The sequence below is a fragment of the Microbacterium sp. dk485 genome, assembly GCF_004570445.1.
In the GTDB taxonomy this organism is placed as follows: Bacteria; Actinomycetota; Actinomycetes; order Actinomycetales; family Microbacteriaceae; genus Microbacterium; species Microbacterium wangchenii.
On record NZ_SPQW01000002.1, the window covers coordinates 723,937 to 741,075 of the forward strand.

Genomic DNA, 17,139 nt, shown 5'->3' on the forward strand with positions numbered 1-17,139 from the left:
AGTGCCTGCTTCGGTGAGTGCGGTTCCGGATCGTGCTGTTTTGGAGTATACCTGTAATTACAAGTCCTGTAGTTACAAGTCGTAGGAGAGCCGTCGTGAGCACGCCAACCGCAGTGGACATCCCCACCCTGCTCGAGATCTCGCCGGAAGGAGGGATCGAGGGTCGTTCGCGGCGCTACGAGAAGTTCCTCGGTGACATGAGCGGCGTGTACCGCGATGAGCAGGCGTGGCGGGACGCCGCCGCGGCGCGCGGAGCGGATGCGCTCGTCTACTGGGTCGACGATCAGCGCTACCAGGAGGGGCCCGGCGCACTGATCGTCGGGACGAGCACGCTTCTCCCCGGCCGGTACGGGGAGGAGTTCGCCGTCACTCGCGGTCACCTGCACGCCGTCGCCGATCGGGCGGAGCTGTACTACTGCCTGAGCGGACGGGGCGTGATGCTGCTGGAGACCGTCGACGGGCAGGAGTCGGCGATCGAGCTCACGCCGGGCAAGGCGGTGAATGTGCCGGGGCACTGGATCCATCGCAGCGTGAACGTCGGGGACGAACCGTTCGTCACCCTGTTCAGCTATGCCGCAGATGCCGGACAGGACTACGCGCTCATCGCCGACGCAGGCGGGATGAAGAACCTCGTGGTGGCCGACGGTGACGGGTGGGCGCTGAAGCCCAACCCCGATCACGCCGGGTACCGGTCGTAGGCGATCAGAGGCTCTGGCCCAGTGACCAGAGCCGCTCTCCACGCCCGGAGATGGTCTCGGAGAACGTGATCGCCTGCGCATCCGTCAGGGAGGCGACATAGTCGAGGATGCCCCGGGCCCGGGCCATCCGATTGCGTTCCGCCGCGGTGCGCGCGGACTGCTCATCCCGGCCGCGGCGCTCGTAGCCCTCCCGCGCCAGCTCGATCAGTTCACGCAGCCGCCGGGGGACTCGCCTGCGGTCGTGCTCGTCTTCGAGCCAGGCCGTCAGGGCGTCCACGGAGCGGGTCAGCACGCGGCTGAGCCCCCGCTGGTGGATCGCGAGATCGGGGCGGCTGAGGACGAAGTGCTTGTGCACGAACTTCAGCACTTCGACGTGGTGCCACGCCGTCGTCGACAGCCGGACCGGCCCCGAGCGCGGGTCGTCCGCCGAGGTCGGCGCCGCGGAGGCCTGGAGCGCCCGGATCCACCGGTCCGTGAACGTGGCCAGCTGCCGCTCGGCGCTCAGCGAGCCGTCGAACGGCCGGCCGAGCAGGTCGTCCACGAGCTCTTCATGCACGGTCGACACGGCATTGTGGAAGGCGTCGTCGTCGGCGACCCACGGGTCGTCGCGGCGCATCTTGCGGCGCAGCCGCTCGATGGCCGCACCGCGCTCCGTCTCCGCCCGCACGTCGTCGTCGCCGCGCCGGCGCCACTGGGCGGCGGACTCCAGCCAGCCGTCGAATTCCGCCGCGATGGGGGCGTGGTTGAGGATCCCCGCCCGGTAGAAGTCGTCGACGTCGTGAACCGAGTACGCGATGTCGTCGGCGATGTCCATCACCGCGCCCTCCACCGACTGCCGGAAGGGGGCGATCCCGAGGTGATCGCGCGCTTGCTCCAGATCCGCGCCGTCGATCTCGTACGCCGAGTACTTGAAGACATGCAGGCCGCGCTCAGCGGTCCGCCGCATGCCTCGCGGGACCCCGCGCTCGCCCAGCTGCTCGCTGTTCACCGCGGGCGTCCACGGGTACTTCGCGGTGGCCACCCGCACCGCTGCCGTGAGGTTCAGGCCCGTGGGGACGTGCTCGGTGACATCGAGTGCGGTGAGGATGCGATAGGTCTGCGCATTGCCCTCGAACCCGTCGGTGAGGCCGAGCTCTTCGCGGGCGACCCGGTTCAGCACCGATTCCCCGAGGTGACCGAAAGGAGGGTGCCCGAGATCGTGCGCGTGCGCGGCGCACTCCACGACGGTCTCGTTGCACACCTCAGGGCCACCGGACCGGCGGGAGCGTTCGTTCAGGTGGCGGGCGACGGCGCGCGCGATGGCGCTGACCTTGAGGGTGTGGGTGAGCCGATTGTGCACCGGAGCGCCGGAGATGGACGGAGACACGACCTGCGTCACGGCGGAGAGCCGGGAGAAGTACGGGGAGAACTGGATGCGCTGCAGGTCCAGGCCGAACGGATCACCGGCCTGACGGCCGTGCTCGGGGTGCACGCGCGCCGTGCTGCCCTGCTCTGTGGCGGTCTGTCCGTCTTCCACGAAGTTCCTCTCGGCTCACGGGGCTCTGCGCATCGGTCGCACGGTCGCCGTGCCACCGGGGCGCTCCGCCCGAAGTGTAGCCACGGCATCCGCCCTCTCCTGCACCCCTTGCGCGCCGCCCGCGTGACGATCATCGCTCCCGCACCGATGGGCGAGGTCGCCGTCGCCCCCCGGCGGTAGGTTGGGAACGTGAACGCCGACCCCGCCGACCAGCGCAAACTGCTCGATCTCGCCGAACTCGACGGGCGCATCAAACGCCTGCGCGCCGCCAAGGCCAATCCACCGCAGGCGGCACGCGTGCAGGAGCTGCTCGCGCAGCGCACGACGCAGACCCACGAGCTGACCCGTCTGATCGGCCTTCGCGACGACCTGCGTGCCGAGCTGGCGCGCATCGAGGCGGATGTGGCCGTCGTGGACGCGCGCGCAGAGCGCGACGCCCAGCGGCTGGCCACGAGCGCCAACGCCAAGGAGGCGCAGAGCCTCGAGAACGAACTGGCCTCGCTGGCGCGGCGGAAGTCCGACCTCGAAGACGGCGAACTCTCCGTCATGGAGCGGCTCGAAACGGCCGAGAGCGAGGTCACCGCGCAGGAGACCCTCATCGCCGCGACCAACGACGAGGGCGCACGACTCAGCGCCGAGGCCAAGACCGCCGTCGCCGACGCGACGCGCGATCTGGAGGCCGCCGAGCGCGATCGTGCAGCGATCGCCGCAGCCATGGCCGACGACCTCGTCGCGATGTACGACCGGATCTCCGCGCGGGGGCCCGGCGCCGGGCTGTTGCGCCGGGGCACGTGCGAGGCCTGCATGATGGTGCTCTCCGGCACGGATATGAGTGCGGTGCGGCAGGCTGCCGACGACGCCGTCATCACGTGCCCGGAGTGCGGAGCGATCCTCGTCCGCACGGAGGAATCCGGTCTGTGACCACGCTCGTCGTCGAGGCGGACGGAGGGTCCCGCGGTAACCCCGGCATCGCCGCGGGCGGCGCGGTCGTGATGGATCCCGATGGCCACGTCGTCACCGAACTCGGCGTGTACGTCGGGGTCGCCAGCAACAACGTGGCCGAGTACAACGGACTTCTCGCCGGCCTCTCCGCGGCGTTCGACCGCGATCCCGAGGCCTCGGTGCACGTCCGGATGGACTCGAAGCTCGTCGTGGAGCAGATGACCGGACGCTGGAAGGTGAAGCATCCCGACATGCGGGCGCTCGTGCAGGAGGCGAACACGCTCATCGCAGGCCGCTCGGTGACCTACGAATGGGTGCCGCGGCTGTCGAACGCGCGCGCCGACAAGGCCGCGAACGAGGCGATGGACCGCCGCGAGAGCTTCCGCCGTGACCTCGACCCGCGTGGACAGCGCTGACCGCGTCTGGACCGTTCTCGGTCGAGCCGACGGCCGCGTCGTCGCCGTCGACCTCGATGCCGACGGGCGGGAGCGCGCGCGCATCGAGCTGACTGCGGCCGCGTTGCCGCGGTGGGTGGCTGAGCGGGAGTCGGCGGATGCGCCGCGGTGGGTGTGGCACGACACGCCGGGGTGGTACGACACGCTGCTGGCCGCCGGTATCCGGGTGTCGAAGGCGCATGACCTGCGCCTCGTGCACGCGATCGTTCGTGATGCCGCGGCAGTGACCGAGGATGCAGGGCTGCGCCGCGCACGCGAATGGGACGCGACGCCCACCCCGCCCGGGGGAGAGGCGGCGCTGTTCGACCTCGGTGAACATGCCGCGGGCCCTCCCGATGACATCGCGTCGGCCATGGCCGAGCTGGCGCGGCAGCGGGCGGCGATGGCGCGCTCCGGCGCGCCGGGCGCGCTGCGGCTGCTCGCGGCGGCGGAGTCGGCGGGCGCCCTGCTGGCGTGCGAACTGCGGGCGGCGGGTCTGCCGTGGGATGCGTCGGCCCATGACGCGATCCTGCGCGAGACGCTGGGGGAGCGAGAGGGCGGCGGGCTGCCGGCCCGCATCCAGCAGTGCGCCGGCGAGGTGCGAGCGGCGCTGGGCGACCCGACCGTCGGGCTGGATTCCCACCCGAAGCTGCTGCGGGCCCTCCACCGTGCCGGTGTGCTCGTCGATTCCACCAGCCGCTGGGAACTGGAGCGGCACGAGCATCCGGTGATCGTGCCCCTCATCGAGTACAAGCGGCTCATGCGCCTGTACACGGCGAACGGGTGGGCGTGGCTGGCGGAATGGGTGCGCGACGGACGGTTCCGGCCCGTCTACGTGCCGGCCGGTGTCGTGACCGGGCGATGGGCGTCATCGGGCGGAGGTGCCCTGCAGATCCCGCGTCAGCTGCGCGCCGCCGTGCGCGCCGATCCCGGATGGTGCCTGGTGATCGCCGACGTAGCGCAGCTGGAGCCGCGGATCCTGGCCGCGATGGCCCGCGACTCGGCTCTGGCCGAGGCGGCGCGCGGGCGCGACCTGTACGCGGGGATCGTCGCGCAAGGCGCACTGCCGACTCGCGCTGAGGCGAAGGTGGCGCTGCTCGGTGCGATGTACGGCGCGACCACCGGCGACAGCGGCCGGCTCGTCCCGCGCCTGCGTCGTGCCTTTCCCCGCGCGATGCGGCTCGTGGACGAAGCGGCGCGCACGGGCGAGGACGGCGGCACGGTGTCCACGTGGCTGGGGCGCACCTCACCGCCACCGGATGCTGCGTGGGCGGCGTCGCAGTCGGAGGCGAGCGGCGCCGATGCCGAAGACACCGACCGTACGCGGGCCCGCCGGAGCGCCCGCGACCGCGGGCGCTTCACCCGCAACTTCATCGTGCAGGGAACCGCGGCGGAGTGGGCCCTCGCGTGGCTGGCCGATCTGCGGCTCCGACTGGCGGCTCTGCCCGATGTCGCGGAGCACGAGGCCGCGCCACGCTCGGGCCCGGCCTTCGCGCGCCGCCCGCACCTGGCGTTCTACCTCCACGACGAGATCATCGTGCACGCTCCGCTGTCATATGCCGACGCCGTGGCCACGTGCGTGCGGGAATCCGCCGCATCCGCGGGGCGTCTGCTGTTCGGCGACTTCCCGGTCGACTTCCCGCTGGACCTGTCGGTCGTGGAGTCCGCGAGCGCGAAGTGACGGCGGGTCAGAGCGCCGACGGCTAAACTCGGGGTGCGAATGGGTCGGCTGGACGGTCGCGTCGCGTGCGGTTCGCCGCATCGCGCCGAGGAACGTCCGGGCTCCACAGGGCAGGGCGGTGGGTAACACCCACCCGGAGCGATCCGCGAGACAGTGCCACAGAGAGCAGACCGCCGCATCCCGCGAGGGACGCGGTAAGGGTGAAAGGGTGGTGTAAGAGACCACCGGGATCGTGGTGACACGATCCGCACGGCAAACCTCGCCCGGAGCAAGGTCAGACAGGGGATGGTGACGCGGCCCGCCGAGTCCCCGGGTAGACCGCTGGAGCGGCACGGCAACGTGTCGCCGAGAGAGATGACCGTCCACGGAGCTTCGGCTCCCGGACAGAACCCGGCGTACAGGCCGGCCCATTCGCCCTCTCGTTATTCGGTGACCGCCGGGACGGCCTCCGGCACGGCAAGGCCGAGCGCGGCGGCGCCGATGATGCCGGCGTTGTTGCGGTGCACGGCGGGGACGATGGGCGTCTTCAGATCGAGCAGGTGCAGGAACTCCGACGCATGCTTGGACACACCGCCGCCGACGATGAACAGGTCGGGGCTGAAGAGGAACTCCACGTAGTCGTAGTACCACTGCAGGCGCTGCGCCCACTGCTCCCACGAGAGGCTCTCTCGTTCCATCGCGGAGTACGCGGCGTACCCCTCGGCGTCGCGCTTGTGGTTGGCCCGCTGCAGGTGGCCGAGCTCGCTGTTGGGGATGAGTACGCCGTCGTAGATCATCGCCGACCCGATGCCGGTGCCCAGGGTCGTCAGCAGCACGAGCCCGTCGACGCCTTTCGCGGCACCGTAGCGGACCTCGGCGATGCCGGCGACGTCGGCGTCGTTGGCGAAGTGGATGTCGCGGCCCAGGCCGTCTTCGAAGAACTTCTCTGCCTCGAACCCGATCCACTTCTCCGACACGTTGGCGGCCGACAGCGTGCGGCCGTTCTTCACGATGGCCGGGAACGCCACACCCAGGGCGACATCGTGGTCGTCGGCGACCTCGAGGCGGTCGAGGACCGTGCGCACGGCGGTGAGGACATCGTCGGGCTCCGCCCCGCGCGGGGTCGGGACCTTCATCCGGTCGCTGAGAAGCTCACCGGCCTCGAGGTCGACGATGCCCGCCTTGATGCCCGTTCCGCCGATGTCCACTCCGACCGCACGAGTCGCCTTCGTTGCCATGGGCCCAGCCTATCCAGGCAGCAGGCGCGGGTCAGTAGGATCGACCCAGGTGCCCGGACCGATCCGGGGCGCACGCGAACGCAGGGAGTCAAGGTGAGCACCGAAGACGAGAAGTACTGGTACAACCTCTCCACCGGCGAAGTCGAGCGCGGGTACGCGTCCCCGGCGATCGACCGGGCAGGACCGTTCGACACGGCTGAAGAGGCTGCCCGCGCACCCGAACTGCTGAAGGAGCGTTCGCGCGCATGGGCCGAGGACGAGGCGCGCGAGGACAACTGGGGCGCGAAAGGCTCCCGGGACTGAACCGGGAACGAAGGGGAAGTATGGACAAGCAGCGGGACTTCGTACTGCGCACGATCGAGGAGCGCGGCGTGAAGTTCGTGCGCCTGTGGTTCACGGACGTCATCGGCACGCTCAAATCCGTCGCGATCGCGCCGGCGGAAGTGGAGGGGGCCTTCGGCGAGGGGCTCGGGTTCGACGGGTCGGCCATCGAGGGCCTGACCCGGTCGTACGAGTCGGATCTGCTCGCCCATCCCGATCCCACGACGTTCCAGATCCTGCCGTGGCGCGGCGAGATCGACCCGACGGCCCGGATGTTCTGCGACATCACGACGCCCGACGGCGCTCCTGCCGTCGCCGATCCCCGCCACGTGCTCAAGCGCACACTGGCCAAGGCCGCCGACGCCGGGTTCACGTTCTACACCCACCCCGAGATCGAGTTCTACCTGCTGAAGTCCTCGGCCCTCGGGCCGGATGGGCGCCCCGTGCCGGTGGACTCCGCCGGGTACTTCGACAACGTCCCCGGTGGCACGGCGCACGACTTCCGTCGCCGCTCCGTGCGGATGCTGGAAGACCTCGGCATCTCGGTGGAGTACAGCCACCACGAGGGCGGGCCGGGGCAGAACGAGATCGACCTGCGCTACGCCGACGCGCTCACGACGGCCGACAACATCATGACCTTCCGCACGGTGATCAAGGAGGTCGCGATCGAGCAGGGCGTGTACGCGACGTTCATGCCGAAGCCGATCAGCGGTCAGCCCGGTAGCGGCATGCACACCCACATGTCGCTGTTCGAGGGCGACATGAACGCGTTCTACGAGGAGGGCGCGCAGTACCAGCTCTCCCGCGTCGGCCGTCAGTTCATCGCGGGGCTCCTCCGCCACGCGAACGAGATCTCGGCCGTGACGAACCAGTTCGTCAACTCCTACAAGCGGCTGTGGGGTGGCGACGAGGCCCCCAGCTTCATCTGCTGGGGCCACAACAACCGTTCCGCGCTCGTGCGGGTGCCGCTGTACAAGCCGAACAAGGGTCAGTCCTCACGCGTGGAGTACCGGGCGCTGGATTCGGCGGCGAACCCCTACCTCGCGTACGCGCTCATGCTGTCGGCGGGCCTGAAGGGTATTCAGGAGGAGTACGAGCTACCCGCCGAGGCCGAGGACAACGTGTGGTCGCTCAGCGACGCGGAGCGCCGGGCGCTCGGCTACGCCCCGCTGCCGCAGAGCCTCGACCACGCGTTGAGCTACATGGAGGAGTCGGAGCTCGTCGCCGAGACGCTCGGCGAGCAGGTGTTCAACTACGTGCTGCTGAACAAGCGTCGCGAATGGCAGCAGTACCGCTCCCAGGTGACGCCGTTCGAGTTGCACAGCAACCTCGAGATGCTCTGACCCCATCCCGCCGATGACGTCGCGCGAACGCACCACCGCGCTCACGGCGCTCGCGCGCCGCGGTTTCACGCGCCTGGGCGAGGCCGACGAGCTGCTGACGGAACTGGCCTCGGCGACCGGCCTGTCGCGGGAGAACCTCGCCGACGCGGCCTCGCTGGGATCCGACCCCGACGACGGTCTCGGCGCGGTGGTGCGGATCGCGCGCCGGGACCCCGAAGCCGTGACGGCCCTGGCCGCCGATGTGCTGGGGTGGGCCGCGCTGTGGCGCCTGGTGGGGGCATCGAGCGGATTCGCGGGGTTCTTTCTGCGCCACCCGGATGAGCTCGCCCGGCTGCGCGGTGCCGGATACCTCCTGCCCGATGACGCCTCCCTGCGCCGCGAGCTGGCGGAAGCCGTGGGGGAGAGCGAGGGGTTCGCCGCATCCGGAGGCGAGGACGCGTGGGTGGCGCTGCGGGTGGCGTACCGGCGCGTGCTCGCGCGCATCGCCGCGTTCGACCTTGCCCAGCCCGATCCGGCCGACGTCGTCGATCGGGTGTCGGCGCGTCTGGCGGATGCCGCGGGCGCGGCGCTGGAGGCATCCCTCGCCGTCGCGAGGGCGCGCGTGTCGGGATCGGGTGGTACCTCCACCCTGTTCCCGCGCGAGCAGGTGGCTGCCACCCGGCTCGCGATCGTCGGCATGGGCAAGGCGGGCGCCCGGGAGCTGAACTATGTCAGCGATGTCGACGTCATCTTCGTCGGGGGGACCGCCGACGAAGACATCGTGACCGAGGCGCGTGCGATCGACATCGCCACGCGCCTGGCGGTGCAGACGATGAGAGGGATCTCCGGCCCCGAGATCGAGCCGGCGCTGTGGGAGGTTGACGCGAACCTCCGACCGGAGGGAAAGCAGGGCGCGCTCGTGCGTTCGCTCGCCTCCCACCTCTCGTACTACGACAGGTGGGCCCAGAGCTGGGAGTTCCAGGCGCTGCTGAAAGCGCGGCCCCTTGCCGGCGACGGGGTGCTGGGCGACGCGTACGTCGACGCCGTGCAGCCGAAGGTGTGGACCAGCGCCGGGCGGGAGAACTTCGTCGACAGTGTGCAGCGCATGCGCGAGCGGGTCACCGACAACATCCCCGCCGATGAAGTGCCGCGGCAGGTCAAGCTCGGCCCCGGCGGCATCCGCGACGTCGAGTTCACCGTGCAGCTGCTGCAGCTCGTGCACGGGCTCACCGACGAGCGCATCCGACAACGCGGCACCCTCGAGGCGCTGGACGCGCTCGTGGCCGAGGGGTACATCGGCCGTTCCGACGCGGGCGCGTTCGCGCGCGATTACCGGATGCTGCGCCTCATCGAGCATCGCCTGCAGCTGCGTGCGCTGCGACGCACCCACCTCATGCCGACCCGCCCGGAAGAGTTGCGGTCGCTGGCGCGGGCGACGGGCCTGGCCGACACCGGCGCCGGTGTGCAGGAGCGGTGGGAGGCCATCAAGCGCGAGGTGCGCGACATCCACGTGCGGCTGTTCTACCGCCCCCTCCTGAGCGCCGTCGCCGGGCTGGCGGAGGAGGAGCGGTCGCTGTCGCCCGAGCAGGCGCACGATCGTCTCGCGGCGATCGGCTTCCGGGATCCCGCCGGGGCGCTGCGGCACATCGCGGCCCTCACGACGGGGCTCAGCCGCAAAGCGACGATCCAGCGTCACCTCATGCCCATCATGATCCGCTGGTTCGCCGACGGGGTGGACCCGGACTACGGGCTCCTGGCCTTCCGTCGCATCAGCGAGCGCCTGGGCGACACCCCCTGGTTCCTGCGGATGCTGCGGGACTCCTCGGGTGCCGCAGAAAGCCTCACCCGGCTGCTGTCGGGGTCGCGCTACGTCGGCGAGCTGATGGAGTGGATCCCCGAGTCTGCGGCGTGGCTCGACGACGACGACCTGCTGCGGCCGCGCAGCGGGGTCGCCCTGCAGGAGGAGGCCCGCGCCATCCAGACCCGGCATACCTCGGTGGAGGATGCGATGCGGTCGGTGCGCACGCTGCGGCGGCGGGAGATGCTGCGCACCGCCATGGCCGCCGTACTGGGGGTGCTCACGATCGACGAGCTCGCCGGCGCGCTCACGACGATCACGGAGGCGACGATCCAGGCCGCCCTCCGCGCGGTCCGGCGCGAGATCGTGCCTCCCGAGGACGAAGCGCTCGATTTCTCCGTCATCGCAATGGGCCGCTTCGGCGGCGGTGAACTCGGTTTCGGCTCGGACGCCGACGTCATCTACGTCTACCGCCCCAACGGGGTCGACCCGCAGCGTGCGCATCAGCTCGCGCTGCAGCTGGTGAGCGCGCTGCGTCAGTACTCCGAGGACCACCGGCTGCCGCTGGAGCTGGACGCGGGCCTCCGGCCCGAGGGGCGCAACGGTCCCATCGCCCGGTCGCTGGACGCGTACGCCGAGTATTACCGGCGCTGGTCGCTGTCGTGGGAAGCGCAGGCGCTCCTGCGTGCCCGTGGGGTGGCCGGCAGCGTCAAGCTGATCGACGCCTTCATGAAGCTGGCCGACGAGGTCCGCTACCCTGAGGCGGCGGATCCGCACGGTCTGCGGGAGATCAAACGCATCAAGGCGCGGGTGGAGAACGAGCGGCTGCCCCAGGGCGCAGACCCCGCGCGGCACCTGAAGCTCGGGCCCGGGTCGCTGAGCGATGTGGAATGGCTCGTGCAGATCCTGCAGCTCCAGCACGCCCACGCCGTCCCCGGGATGCGGACGACCTCGACCCTCGCCGCCCTCGAGGCCGCCCGGGCGGCCGGTCTCGTGGGCGACACCGAGGCGGAGCGGCTCGCGGCGGCCTGGCGCCTGGCGAGCCGGCTGCGATCGGCGGCGACGCTGCTGTCATGGCAGACGAGCGACGTCCTGCCCACCGACCGGGCAAAGCTCGACGGCATCGGCCGCATCCTGGAGTACCCCCCGCGTTCGGCCACGCGCGTCGAGGAGGACTACCTCGCCACCACCCGTCGCGCCCGGCGGGTCTTCGAGAAGCTCTTCTACGGGTGAGCGGGGGAGGGGCGAAGCCTCGCGCCGTCGTGGCGGGGTCGAGCGGCTTCGTGGGCACCGCGCTGACGGAGTCGCTGCGGGGGCGCGGCTACGAGGTGCGGACGATCGGCCGCACCGGCGACGCGGTGTGGGGCGACGCGGCGGGCATCGCAGCCCTCATCGAGGGCTCCGATGCGCTGGTGAACCTCGCCGGCAAGTCGGTGAACTGCCGCTACACCGACGCGAACCGGCGGGAGATCCTGCGGTCGCGTGTCGAGACGACCCGGCAGCTCCACCGAGCCGTCGGTGCCGCGGCCCGGCCGCCGCGCGTGTGGCTGAACGCCTCGACCGCCACGATCTACCGGCATGCGATGGACCGTCCCCACACCGAGGAGGCGGGGGAGCTCGGCACCGGCTTCTCGGTCGATGTGGCGCGCGCGTGGGAGCGGGAGTTCTTCAGCGGCGACCTGCCGGACACGCGCCGCGTGGCCCTGCGGATGGCGATCGTGATCGGCGACGGACCGGCGACGCGGATGCTGCTGCGCTTGGCGCGCGTGGGTCTGGGCGGGCCGCAGATCGACGGATGGTGGTTTCCGCACCGCCGCTACCGCGGCATCGGGCCGCAACCCTCCGGCGACGGCCGCTCGGCGTGGCACCGCACCCGCGGGCGACAGAGGTTCAGCTGGATCCACCTCGACGATGTGCTGGCGGCGACGCACTTCCTCATCGAGCGGGACGATCTCAGCGGCCCGATCAACCTGGCGGCGCCGCATCCGGTCGACAATCGCACCCTCATGCGGACGCTGCGGCGTGCCGTCGGCATGCCGGTGGGGCTTCCCGCCTACCGATGGATGCTGGAGCCGGCGATGTGGGCGCTGCGCACCGAACCCGAGCTCGTGCTGAAGAGCCGCTGGGTGCTGCCGGAAACTCTGGCGAGTGCGGGATTCGAGTTCCGGCATCCGGAGCTCGACGGGGCGGTGCGGACACTGCGTCACACGTGAGGGGGCGGCGGTGCCGGCCGCCCCTCGGGGACCACTTCGGGAATCTCGTTCACGGCCACCGCGACTCCCGGAGCCAGGAAGATCGTCACGATCCCCTCCGACGAGGCGAACTGGAAGGGGCGGTCTGCCGGATCGCCCTGCAGGCGCCGTGCGATCTCACGGACGACGGTGGTCGCCGAGACCGTCGGATCGGCCAGGGGATAGGCGCAACCGCCGTAGTGGATCTCGGTTGTCATGGTGAAGGGTGGCCCCGCTCGGCCGGTCGGCGTACGCGGTTGACGCGGACCGCCGGATGTGCAGAGCGATTGCGCGGGCCGCGCGGCGGGCGCTCTCCGTCAGCGACTCGGCTGGGGGACACCCGCTGTGACGGATGCGGGGATCGGTCGCAGTCGAGGCCACCAGCAGCGCACCTGCTCGCGGTACCGGCGGAACGCGCCGCCGAATCGCGCTTCGAGGTCGCGTTCCTCGTGAGGGCGCACGATGAAGTTCCACACGAGCCATCCGCACACGGCGTAGATCACGACGAGCCACGATGACACCATCAACCCCACTGCCGCGCCCTGCGCGATGCCGGCCAGCGCCATGGGGTTGCGGACGAACCGGTAGGGGCCGCCGACGACGAAGCGCGTCGCCGTATCCGAGGGCAGCGGCGTGCCGGCGCCGCGCGTGGACATCACCACCGCCGCCCAGATCCCCAGTGCGCTCGCGAGCGCGAAGACGATCCACCCCGCCACGGTGACGGCGAGCGGGAACTCCACCGACAGCTGCCATCGCTGCTCGAAGGCCCCGATCACGAGCGGGACGACGCCGAGCAGCACACCCCAGAAGATCGCGACCTGCACGGCGGTGGCGCGCACATGCCGGAAGCGTGTGGCAGCGGGGCTCGCCGTGCGGAACCGGAGGGGACCGATCAGCAGCCGCTCCGTGGGCACGCGGCCGGTCCACAGGAGGAACAGCGCCACGACGGAGGCTGCGGCGGAGGCGATCATCAGCACCGCTCCCGCTCCGGCCAGAGTCGTCATCGTCGCGTAGCCCGCCAGCGCGGTCGCGACCAGCGTGGTCCACGCGGTGGCGACGACGGCAGCGATGCGTCCGCCGAACGCGGCAAGCGCCGACATGAGGACGAAGAGCGGCACGTCCCACAGTGCGACGACCACCGGGTCGAGCTCACCGAGCGTCGCGGTGCGGACGTCGGAGGAGAGGAACACCGTGATCCACCACACGGCCCCCGCCGTCGCCTGCACACCGAAGTACGCGCGACCCCACCCCATCGGTGCACAGTAACAGGCCCCGTGCGGCGTACTGCGACATCATCCGGGATGGCGGATCGCCGGTGTCTCCTACGCCGCCCGGTCCCGGGCTGCCGGGATGTCCTCCGACCACGCCTCCGGCGCTTCGGCTGCGGGCGCGGAGGGCAGCGTCCCCGTTCCGTCGGGGTGGGGGATCGCAGCGAGCAGGTCGCGCGTGTACGGGTGCAGGGGATTCGCCCACACCAGCGGTGTGGGTCCGGATTCCACGATGCGGCCGCGGTACATGACGGCGACCCGGTCGGCCATGAGGCGCACCACCGACAGATCGTGCGAGATGAACAGCATCCCCGATCCCGAGTCCAGGCACAGCTCGCGCATCATGCCCGCCACAGCTGCCTGTGCGGAGGCGTCCAATGCCGAGATCGGCTCGTCGGCGACGATGAGGTCGGGCCGCGCGGCCAGGGCCCGCGCGATGGCCACACGCTGGCGCTGACCCCCGGACAGCTGGTGGGGAAACCGGCCGGCGAAGGATGCGGGGAGGCCGACGGCTTCGAGCCACTCCTCCGGTCGCGGCGATGCCACGCCCCGGCTCCGGGCGGCGCGGGCGCCGTCGGAGATCTGCTGCGCCACGCGCACGCGGGGGTTGAGGGAGGAGTTGGGGTCCTGGAACACCATCTGCATGGCCGTCAGCGCACGGGGCCGTGTGCGGAGCCCCAGCGGCGGGACGGGAGCGCCGTGGTAGGCGATCGTCCCCGCGTGAGCGCGTTCCATGCCGATGACGGCGCGCGCCGTGGACGACTTCCCGCAGCCGCTCTCACCGACGAGGGCGAGGACTTCTCCCGGGGCGATGCGCAGCGACACGCCGTCGACGGCGCGCACCGCGGCCCGCCCGCCGTACTCGACGACGAGGTCGTCCACCTGAAGGATCGGTGTGCTCATCGCTCGTCCTCTCCGGTGGCGGCCGTGTCCACCAGCGACTCCTGCGCGTCCGGCATCGCCGCCAGCAACTGGCGCGTGTACTCGTGCGTCGGGGCGGTGAACACCTGCGCCCGCGTCCCCGACTCGACGATGCGCCCGTGGCGCATGACGGCGACATCATCGGCCACCGCGCTCATGACACCCAGGTCGTGGGTCACCAGGAGGACCGCGAGGTTTCGTTCGGCCGCGAGGTCGCGCAGCAGGTGCAGCACGCCGGCCTGCACGGTGACATCCAGCGCCGTCGTGGGCTCATCGGCCAGGAGCACCTCGGGATCGCATGCGAGCGCGATCGCGATCGCCACACGCTGGCGCTGGCCCCCGGAGAACTGGTGCGGGAATTTCTTCAGCGCCGCCTCGGGGTGCGGCACACGCACCCGCTCGAGCAGGTCCACGGCACGAGACCGCGCGTCACTGCGGGAGAGCCGCAGGTGCGTGCGCATGACATCCGTGAGCTGGGCGCCCACGGTCAGCTGCGGGTGCAGGCTCGCCGAGGGGTCCTGGAACACCATGCCGATCCGGCTGCCGCGGACGGCACGATATCGCCGGCCCGACATTCCGACCAGCTCCTCCTCGCCCAGCCGGATGGACCCGCTGACGGTTCCGCCGGCGGGCAGGAGCCCGAGGACGGCCATCGCCGTCATGCTCTTGCCCGAGCCCGACTCGCCGGCGAGCCCCTGGATGGCGCCGGGGCGCAGGGTCAGATCGATGCCGCGCACCACTTCGGTGCGGGCACCCCGCGGACCGAGCTCGACGCGCAGGTCGCGGATGCTCAGGGCGTTCATCGCACGCCCTCCGTCGGAGCGGACTCGGCCGTGTCCGCGCTCTCGGGCGCGGTGTTCTGGGCCGGGCGCGAGGTCGTGGCGAGGGGGTCGAGGGCGTCGCGCAGCGAATCGCCGATGAAATTGAACGCCATCACGACGGTGAGGATCGCAAGCCCGGGGAAGACCCCGAGCCACCACGCGTCGATGTGCTGCATCGCCGCGGAGATCATCGCTCCCCACTCGGGCGCGGGCGGCTGTGCGCCCAGTCCGAGGAAGGACAGGCCGGACAGCAGCAGGATCGCCGTGCCGATGTCGAGGGCGGCGAGCACGAGGACGGGGCCGGCGACGTTGGGCAGGATGTCCACGCGCAGCGACCGCAGCGGCGAGTAGCCGAGGAGCCGGCCGGCGACGACGTAGTTCTGCGTGCGCAGGCTGAGTACGAGCGACCGGGTGATGCGCGCGTATTGCGGCCACGCGACGACGATGCCGGCGATGACCGCGTTCATGATCGAGGGCCCGAGGGAGGCGGCGATGACCATCGCCAGGATCACGGTCGGGAAGGCCATGACCATGTCGGTGATGCGCATGAGCACCTCGTCGACCCAGCCGCCGATGTATCCCGCGACGGCGCCGATGATCGTGCCGATGAGCAGCGCGCACACCACGAGGATGAGCGCGAGCGGGATCGTCGTGCGGGCGCCCGTGATGAGGCGGGAGAAGACGTCCCGGCCGTTCGCATCCGTGCCCATGATCGACTCGGCGCTCGGTGGCATGAGGCGGGGGAGGTCCTGTGCCAGCGGGCCGTGCGGGGCGATCCACGGCGCGAGCACGGCGACGACGATCCAGGCGGCGGCGATGACGACGCCGATGATGGCGAGCGGAGTGCGCCATGCGGCGGGCAGGCGCCGTCGGGGGCGCGCCGCACGTACGGGCAGGATCAGGTTCATGACAGCCTCACCCGGGGATCGAGCAGCCCGTAGAGGACGTCGATGACGAAGTTGATGACGAGGTATATGACGCCGATGATCAGCCCGACTCCCGTGACCGCCAGCAGATCCAGGCCCTTGGCCGCGTTGTACGCGTAGGTCCCCAGGCCCGGCCAGGCGAAGACCGCCTCCACGAGCACCGTGCCCGACAGCAGCGTGCCGAACGCGATGCCCACCATGGTCAGGATGGGAAGCGCCGCCCCCCGCAGGACGTAGGCGAACACCACGCGCGGGCCGCTCAGCCCCTTGGCGCGGGCGGCGCGGGCGTAGTCGGCATCGAGCACTTCGAGCACCGAGGTACGGATGAAGCGGGTGAGGAGCGCAATCGTGAACAGGCTCAGCACGAACACCGGCAGCGCGAGATGGCTGACGGCGTCGAAGAACCCGACGGAGTCGCCGTTGAGGAGGAAGTCGATGGTGTAGAAGCCGGTGATGCGCGGGGGCGGCGTGATCGTCGGCGACAGCCGGCCCGACCCCCGTACCCACCCGAGCTCGAGGAAGAAGAAGTTGTACGCCAGGATCGCCATCCAGAACGTCGGGATACTCAGGCCCACGAGCGACACGACGCGCACGACCTGGTCGGTCGCCTTGCCGCGACGGTAGGCGGCGAGCGTGCCCAGCACGACGGCGACGGCGAGGCTCAGGATGATCGCGTAGAACGCCACTTCACCGGTGGCGGGAACGGCCTTGGCCAGGTCGTCGGCGACGGGGCGACCGGTCGTGATGGAGGTGCCCAGGTCCCCGCTGAGCATGTTGCCGAGATAGACGACGAAGCGCTCGGGGACGGACTTGTTCAGTCCGAACTTCTCCTCGTACGCCGCGACCGTCGCCGGGTTGGAGGATGCCCCTTCACCCAGCGCTGCGCGCACCGGGTCGCCGGGGACCATCACGGTGAGTAGGAACGTCACGAGGACGACGCCGAGCAGGAGCAGAACGGAGGTGCCCGCCCGCCGCACCAGGAACCGGGCCAGGGAGTGGCGGCCGGTACCGGTGCGACGGGCGGGCGTGGTGGTTGCGGTCAC

At 71.0% G+C, this 17,139-nt stretch carries 16 protein-coding genes and 1 other RNA gene; 9 read left to right on the forward strand and 8 right to left on the reverse strand.

Translation table 11 applies throughout. From position 1 onward, the window contains the following. Positions 1-95 precede the first annotated feature (95 nt). A complete protein-coding gene (locus tag E4V99_RS14285) occupies positions 96-698 on the forward strand; it encodes a glucose-6-phosphate isomerase family protein (protein ID WP_135066571.1) in 603 nt (200 codons plus the stop codon). 4 nt (positions 699-702) lie between these two features. Here E4V99_RS14285 and dgt read toward each other — a convergent pair whose 3' ends face one another. Next, positions 703-2,214 (reverse strand): dGTP triphosphohydrolase, encoded by a 1,512-nt coding sequence (gene dgt, locus E4V99_RS14290; protein ID WP_135117660.1) that lies wholly within the window; start codon positions 2,212-2,214, stop codon positions 703-705. Positions 2,215-2,403: 189 nt separating this feature from the next. Between dgt and E4V99_RS14295 the strand changes: the two genes are divergently transcribed. The 4 genes from E4V99_RS14295 (at position 2,404) to rnpB (ending at position 5,685) form a co-directional block, all read left to right on the forward strand. Then, entirely contained in the window at positions 2,404-3,135 is a 732-nt protein-coding gene (locus tag E4V99_RS14295; RefSeq protein WP_135066565.1) for a C4-type zinc ribbon domain-containing protein, read from the forward strand. Then, entirely contained in the window at positions 3,132-3,572 is a 441-nt protein-coding gene (locus E4V99_RS14300) for a reverse transcriptase-like protein (protein WP_135117661.1), read from the forward strand. The genes E4V99_RS14295 and E4V99_RS14300 overlap by 4 nt, the downstream gene beginning before the upstream one ends. Continuing rightward, entirely contained in the window at positions 3,544-5,271 is a 1,728-nt protein-coding gene (locus tag E4V99_RS14305) for a bifunctional 3'-5' exonuclease/DNA polymerase (protein WP_245233196.1), read from the forward strand. The genes E4V99_RS14300 and E4V99_RS14305 overlap by 29 nt, the downstream gene beginning before the upstream one ends. 40 nt (positions 5,272-5,311) lie before the next feature. Next, an RNA gene (gene rnpB, locus E4V99_RS14310) (RNase P RNA component class A) lies at positions 5,312-5,685 on the forward strand. Positions 5,686-5,693: 8 nt separating this feature from the next. Here rnpB and ppgK read toward each other — a convergent pair. Next, on the reverse strand, positions 5,694-6,488 hold the full coding sequence (gene ppgK / locus E4V99_RS14315) for a polyphosphate--glucose phosphotransferase (RefSeq protein WP_135066559.1): 795 nt from the start codon (positions 6,486-6,488) through the stop codon (positions 5,694-5,696). A 93-nt stretch (positions 6,489-6,581) separates the two neighbouring features. Here ppgK and E4V99_RS14320 point away from each other — a divergent pair, with 93 nt between their 5' ends. From E4V99_RS14320 to E4V99_RS14335, 4 genes are read left to right on the forward strand one after another with little or no spacing between them, the layout of a single operon-like run. After that, positions 6,582-6,791, forward strand: coding sequence for an SPOR domain-containing protein (locus E4V99_RS14320; RefSeq protein WP_135066556.1), 210 nt, complete (start codon positions 6,582-6,584; stop codon positions 6,789-6,791). A gap of 20 nt (positions 6,792-6,811) precedes the next feature. Next, positions 6,812-8,152, forward strand: a complete 1,341-nt coding sequence (locus tag E4V99_RS14325; RefSeq protein ID WP_135066553.1) for a glutamine synthetase family protein — start codon at positions 6,812-6,814, stop codon at positions 8,150-8,152. 13 nt (positions 8,153-8,165) lie between these two features. Further along, positions 8,166-11,162 carry a bifunctional [glutamine synthetase] adenylyltransferase/[glutamine synthetase]-adenylyl-L-tyrosine phosphorylase gene (locus E4V99_RS14330; RefSeq protein ID WP_135117662.1) on the forward strand — a complete coding sequence of 999 codons (2,997 nt, stop codon included), beginning with the start codon at positions 8,166-8,168 and terminating at the stop codon, positions 11,160-11,162. Positions 11,163-11,191: 29 nt separating this feature from the next. Then, entirely contained in the window at positions 11,192-12,142 is a 951-nt protein-coding gene (locus E4V99_RS14335) for a DUF1731 domain-containing protein (RefSeq protein WP_245233197.1), read from the forward strand. Here the strand turns inward: E4V99_RS14335 and E4V99_RS14340 are convergent. From E4V99_RS14340 to E4V99_RS14365, 6 genes are all read right to left on the reverse strand, one after another. Beyond that, a complete protein-coding gene (locus E4V99_RS14340) occupies positions 12,133-12,378 on the reverse strand; it encodes a hypothetical protein (protein ID WP_135117664.1) in 246 nt (81 codons plus the stop codon). The genes E4V99_RS14335 and E4V99_RS14340 overlap by 10 nt on opposite strands. 99 nt (positions 12,379-12,477) lie before the next feature. Continuing rightward, positions 12,478-13,413 (reverse strand): isoprenylcysteine carboxylmethyltransferase family protein, encoded by a 936-nt coding sequence (locus tag E4V99_RS14345; protein ID WP_135117665.1) that lies wholly within the window; start codon positions 13,411-13,413, stop codon positions 12,478-12,480. 69 nt (positions 13,414-13,482) lie between these two features. Beyond that, positions 13,483-14,331 (reverse strand): ABC transporter ATP-binding protein, encoded by an 849-nt coding sequence (locus E4V99_RS14350; protein ID WP_135117666.1) that lies wholly within the window; start codon positions 14,329-14,331, stop codon positions 13,483-13,485. After that, entirely contained in the window at positions 14,328-15,152 is an 825-nt protein-coding gene (locus E4V99_RS14355) for an ABC transporter ATP-binding protein (RefSeq protein WP_135117667.1), read from the reverse strand. The genes E4V99_RS14350 and E4V99_RS14355 overlap by 4 nt, the downstream gene beginning before the upstream one ends. Beyond that, entirely contained in the window at positions 15,149-16,078 is a 930-nt protein-coding gene (locus E4V99_RS14360; protein ID WP_135117668.1) for an ABC transporter permease, read from the reverse strand. Before E4V99_RS14360 ends, E4V99_RS14355 begins: the two co-directional genes overlap by 4 nt. Continuing rightward, complete coding sequence (locus E4V99_RS14365; RefSeq protein WP_245233198.1) at positions 16,075-17,139, reverse strand: ABC transporter permease; 1,065 nt, start codon at positions 17,137-17,139, stop codon at positions 16,075-16,077. The genes E4V99_RS14360 and E4V99_RS14365 overlap by 4 nt, the downstream gene beginning before the upstream one ends.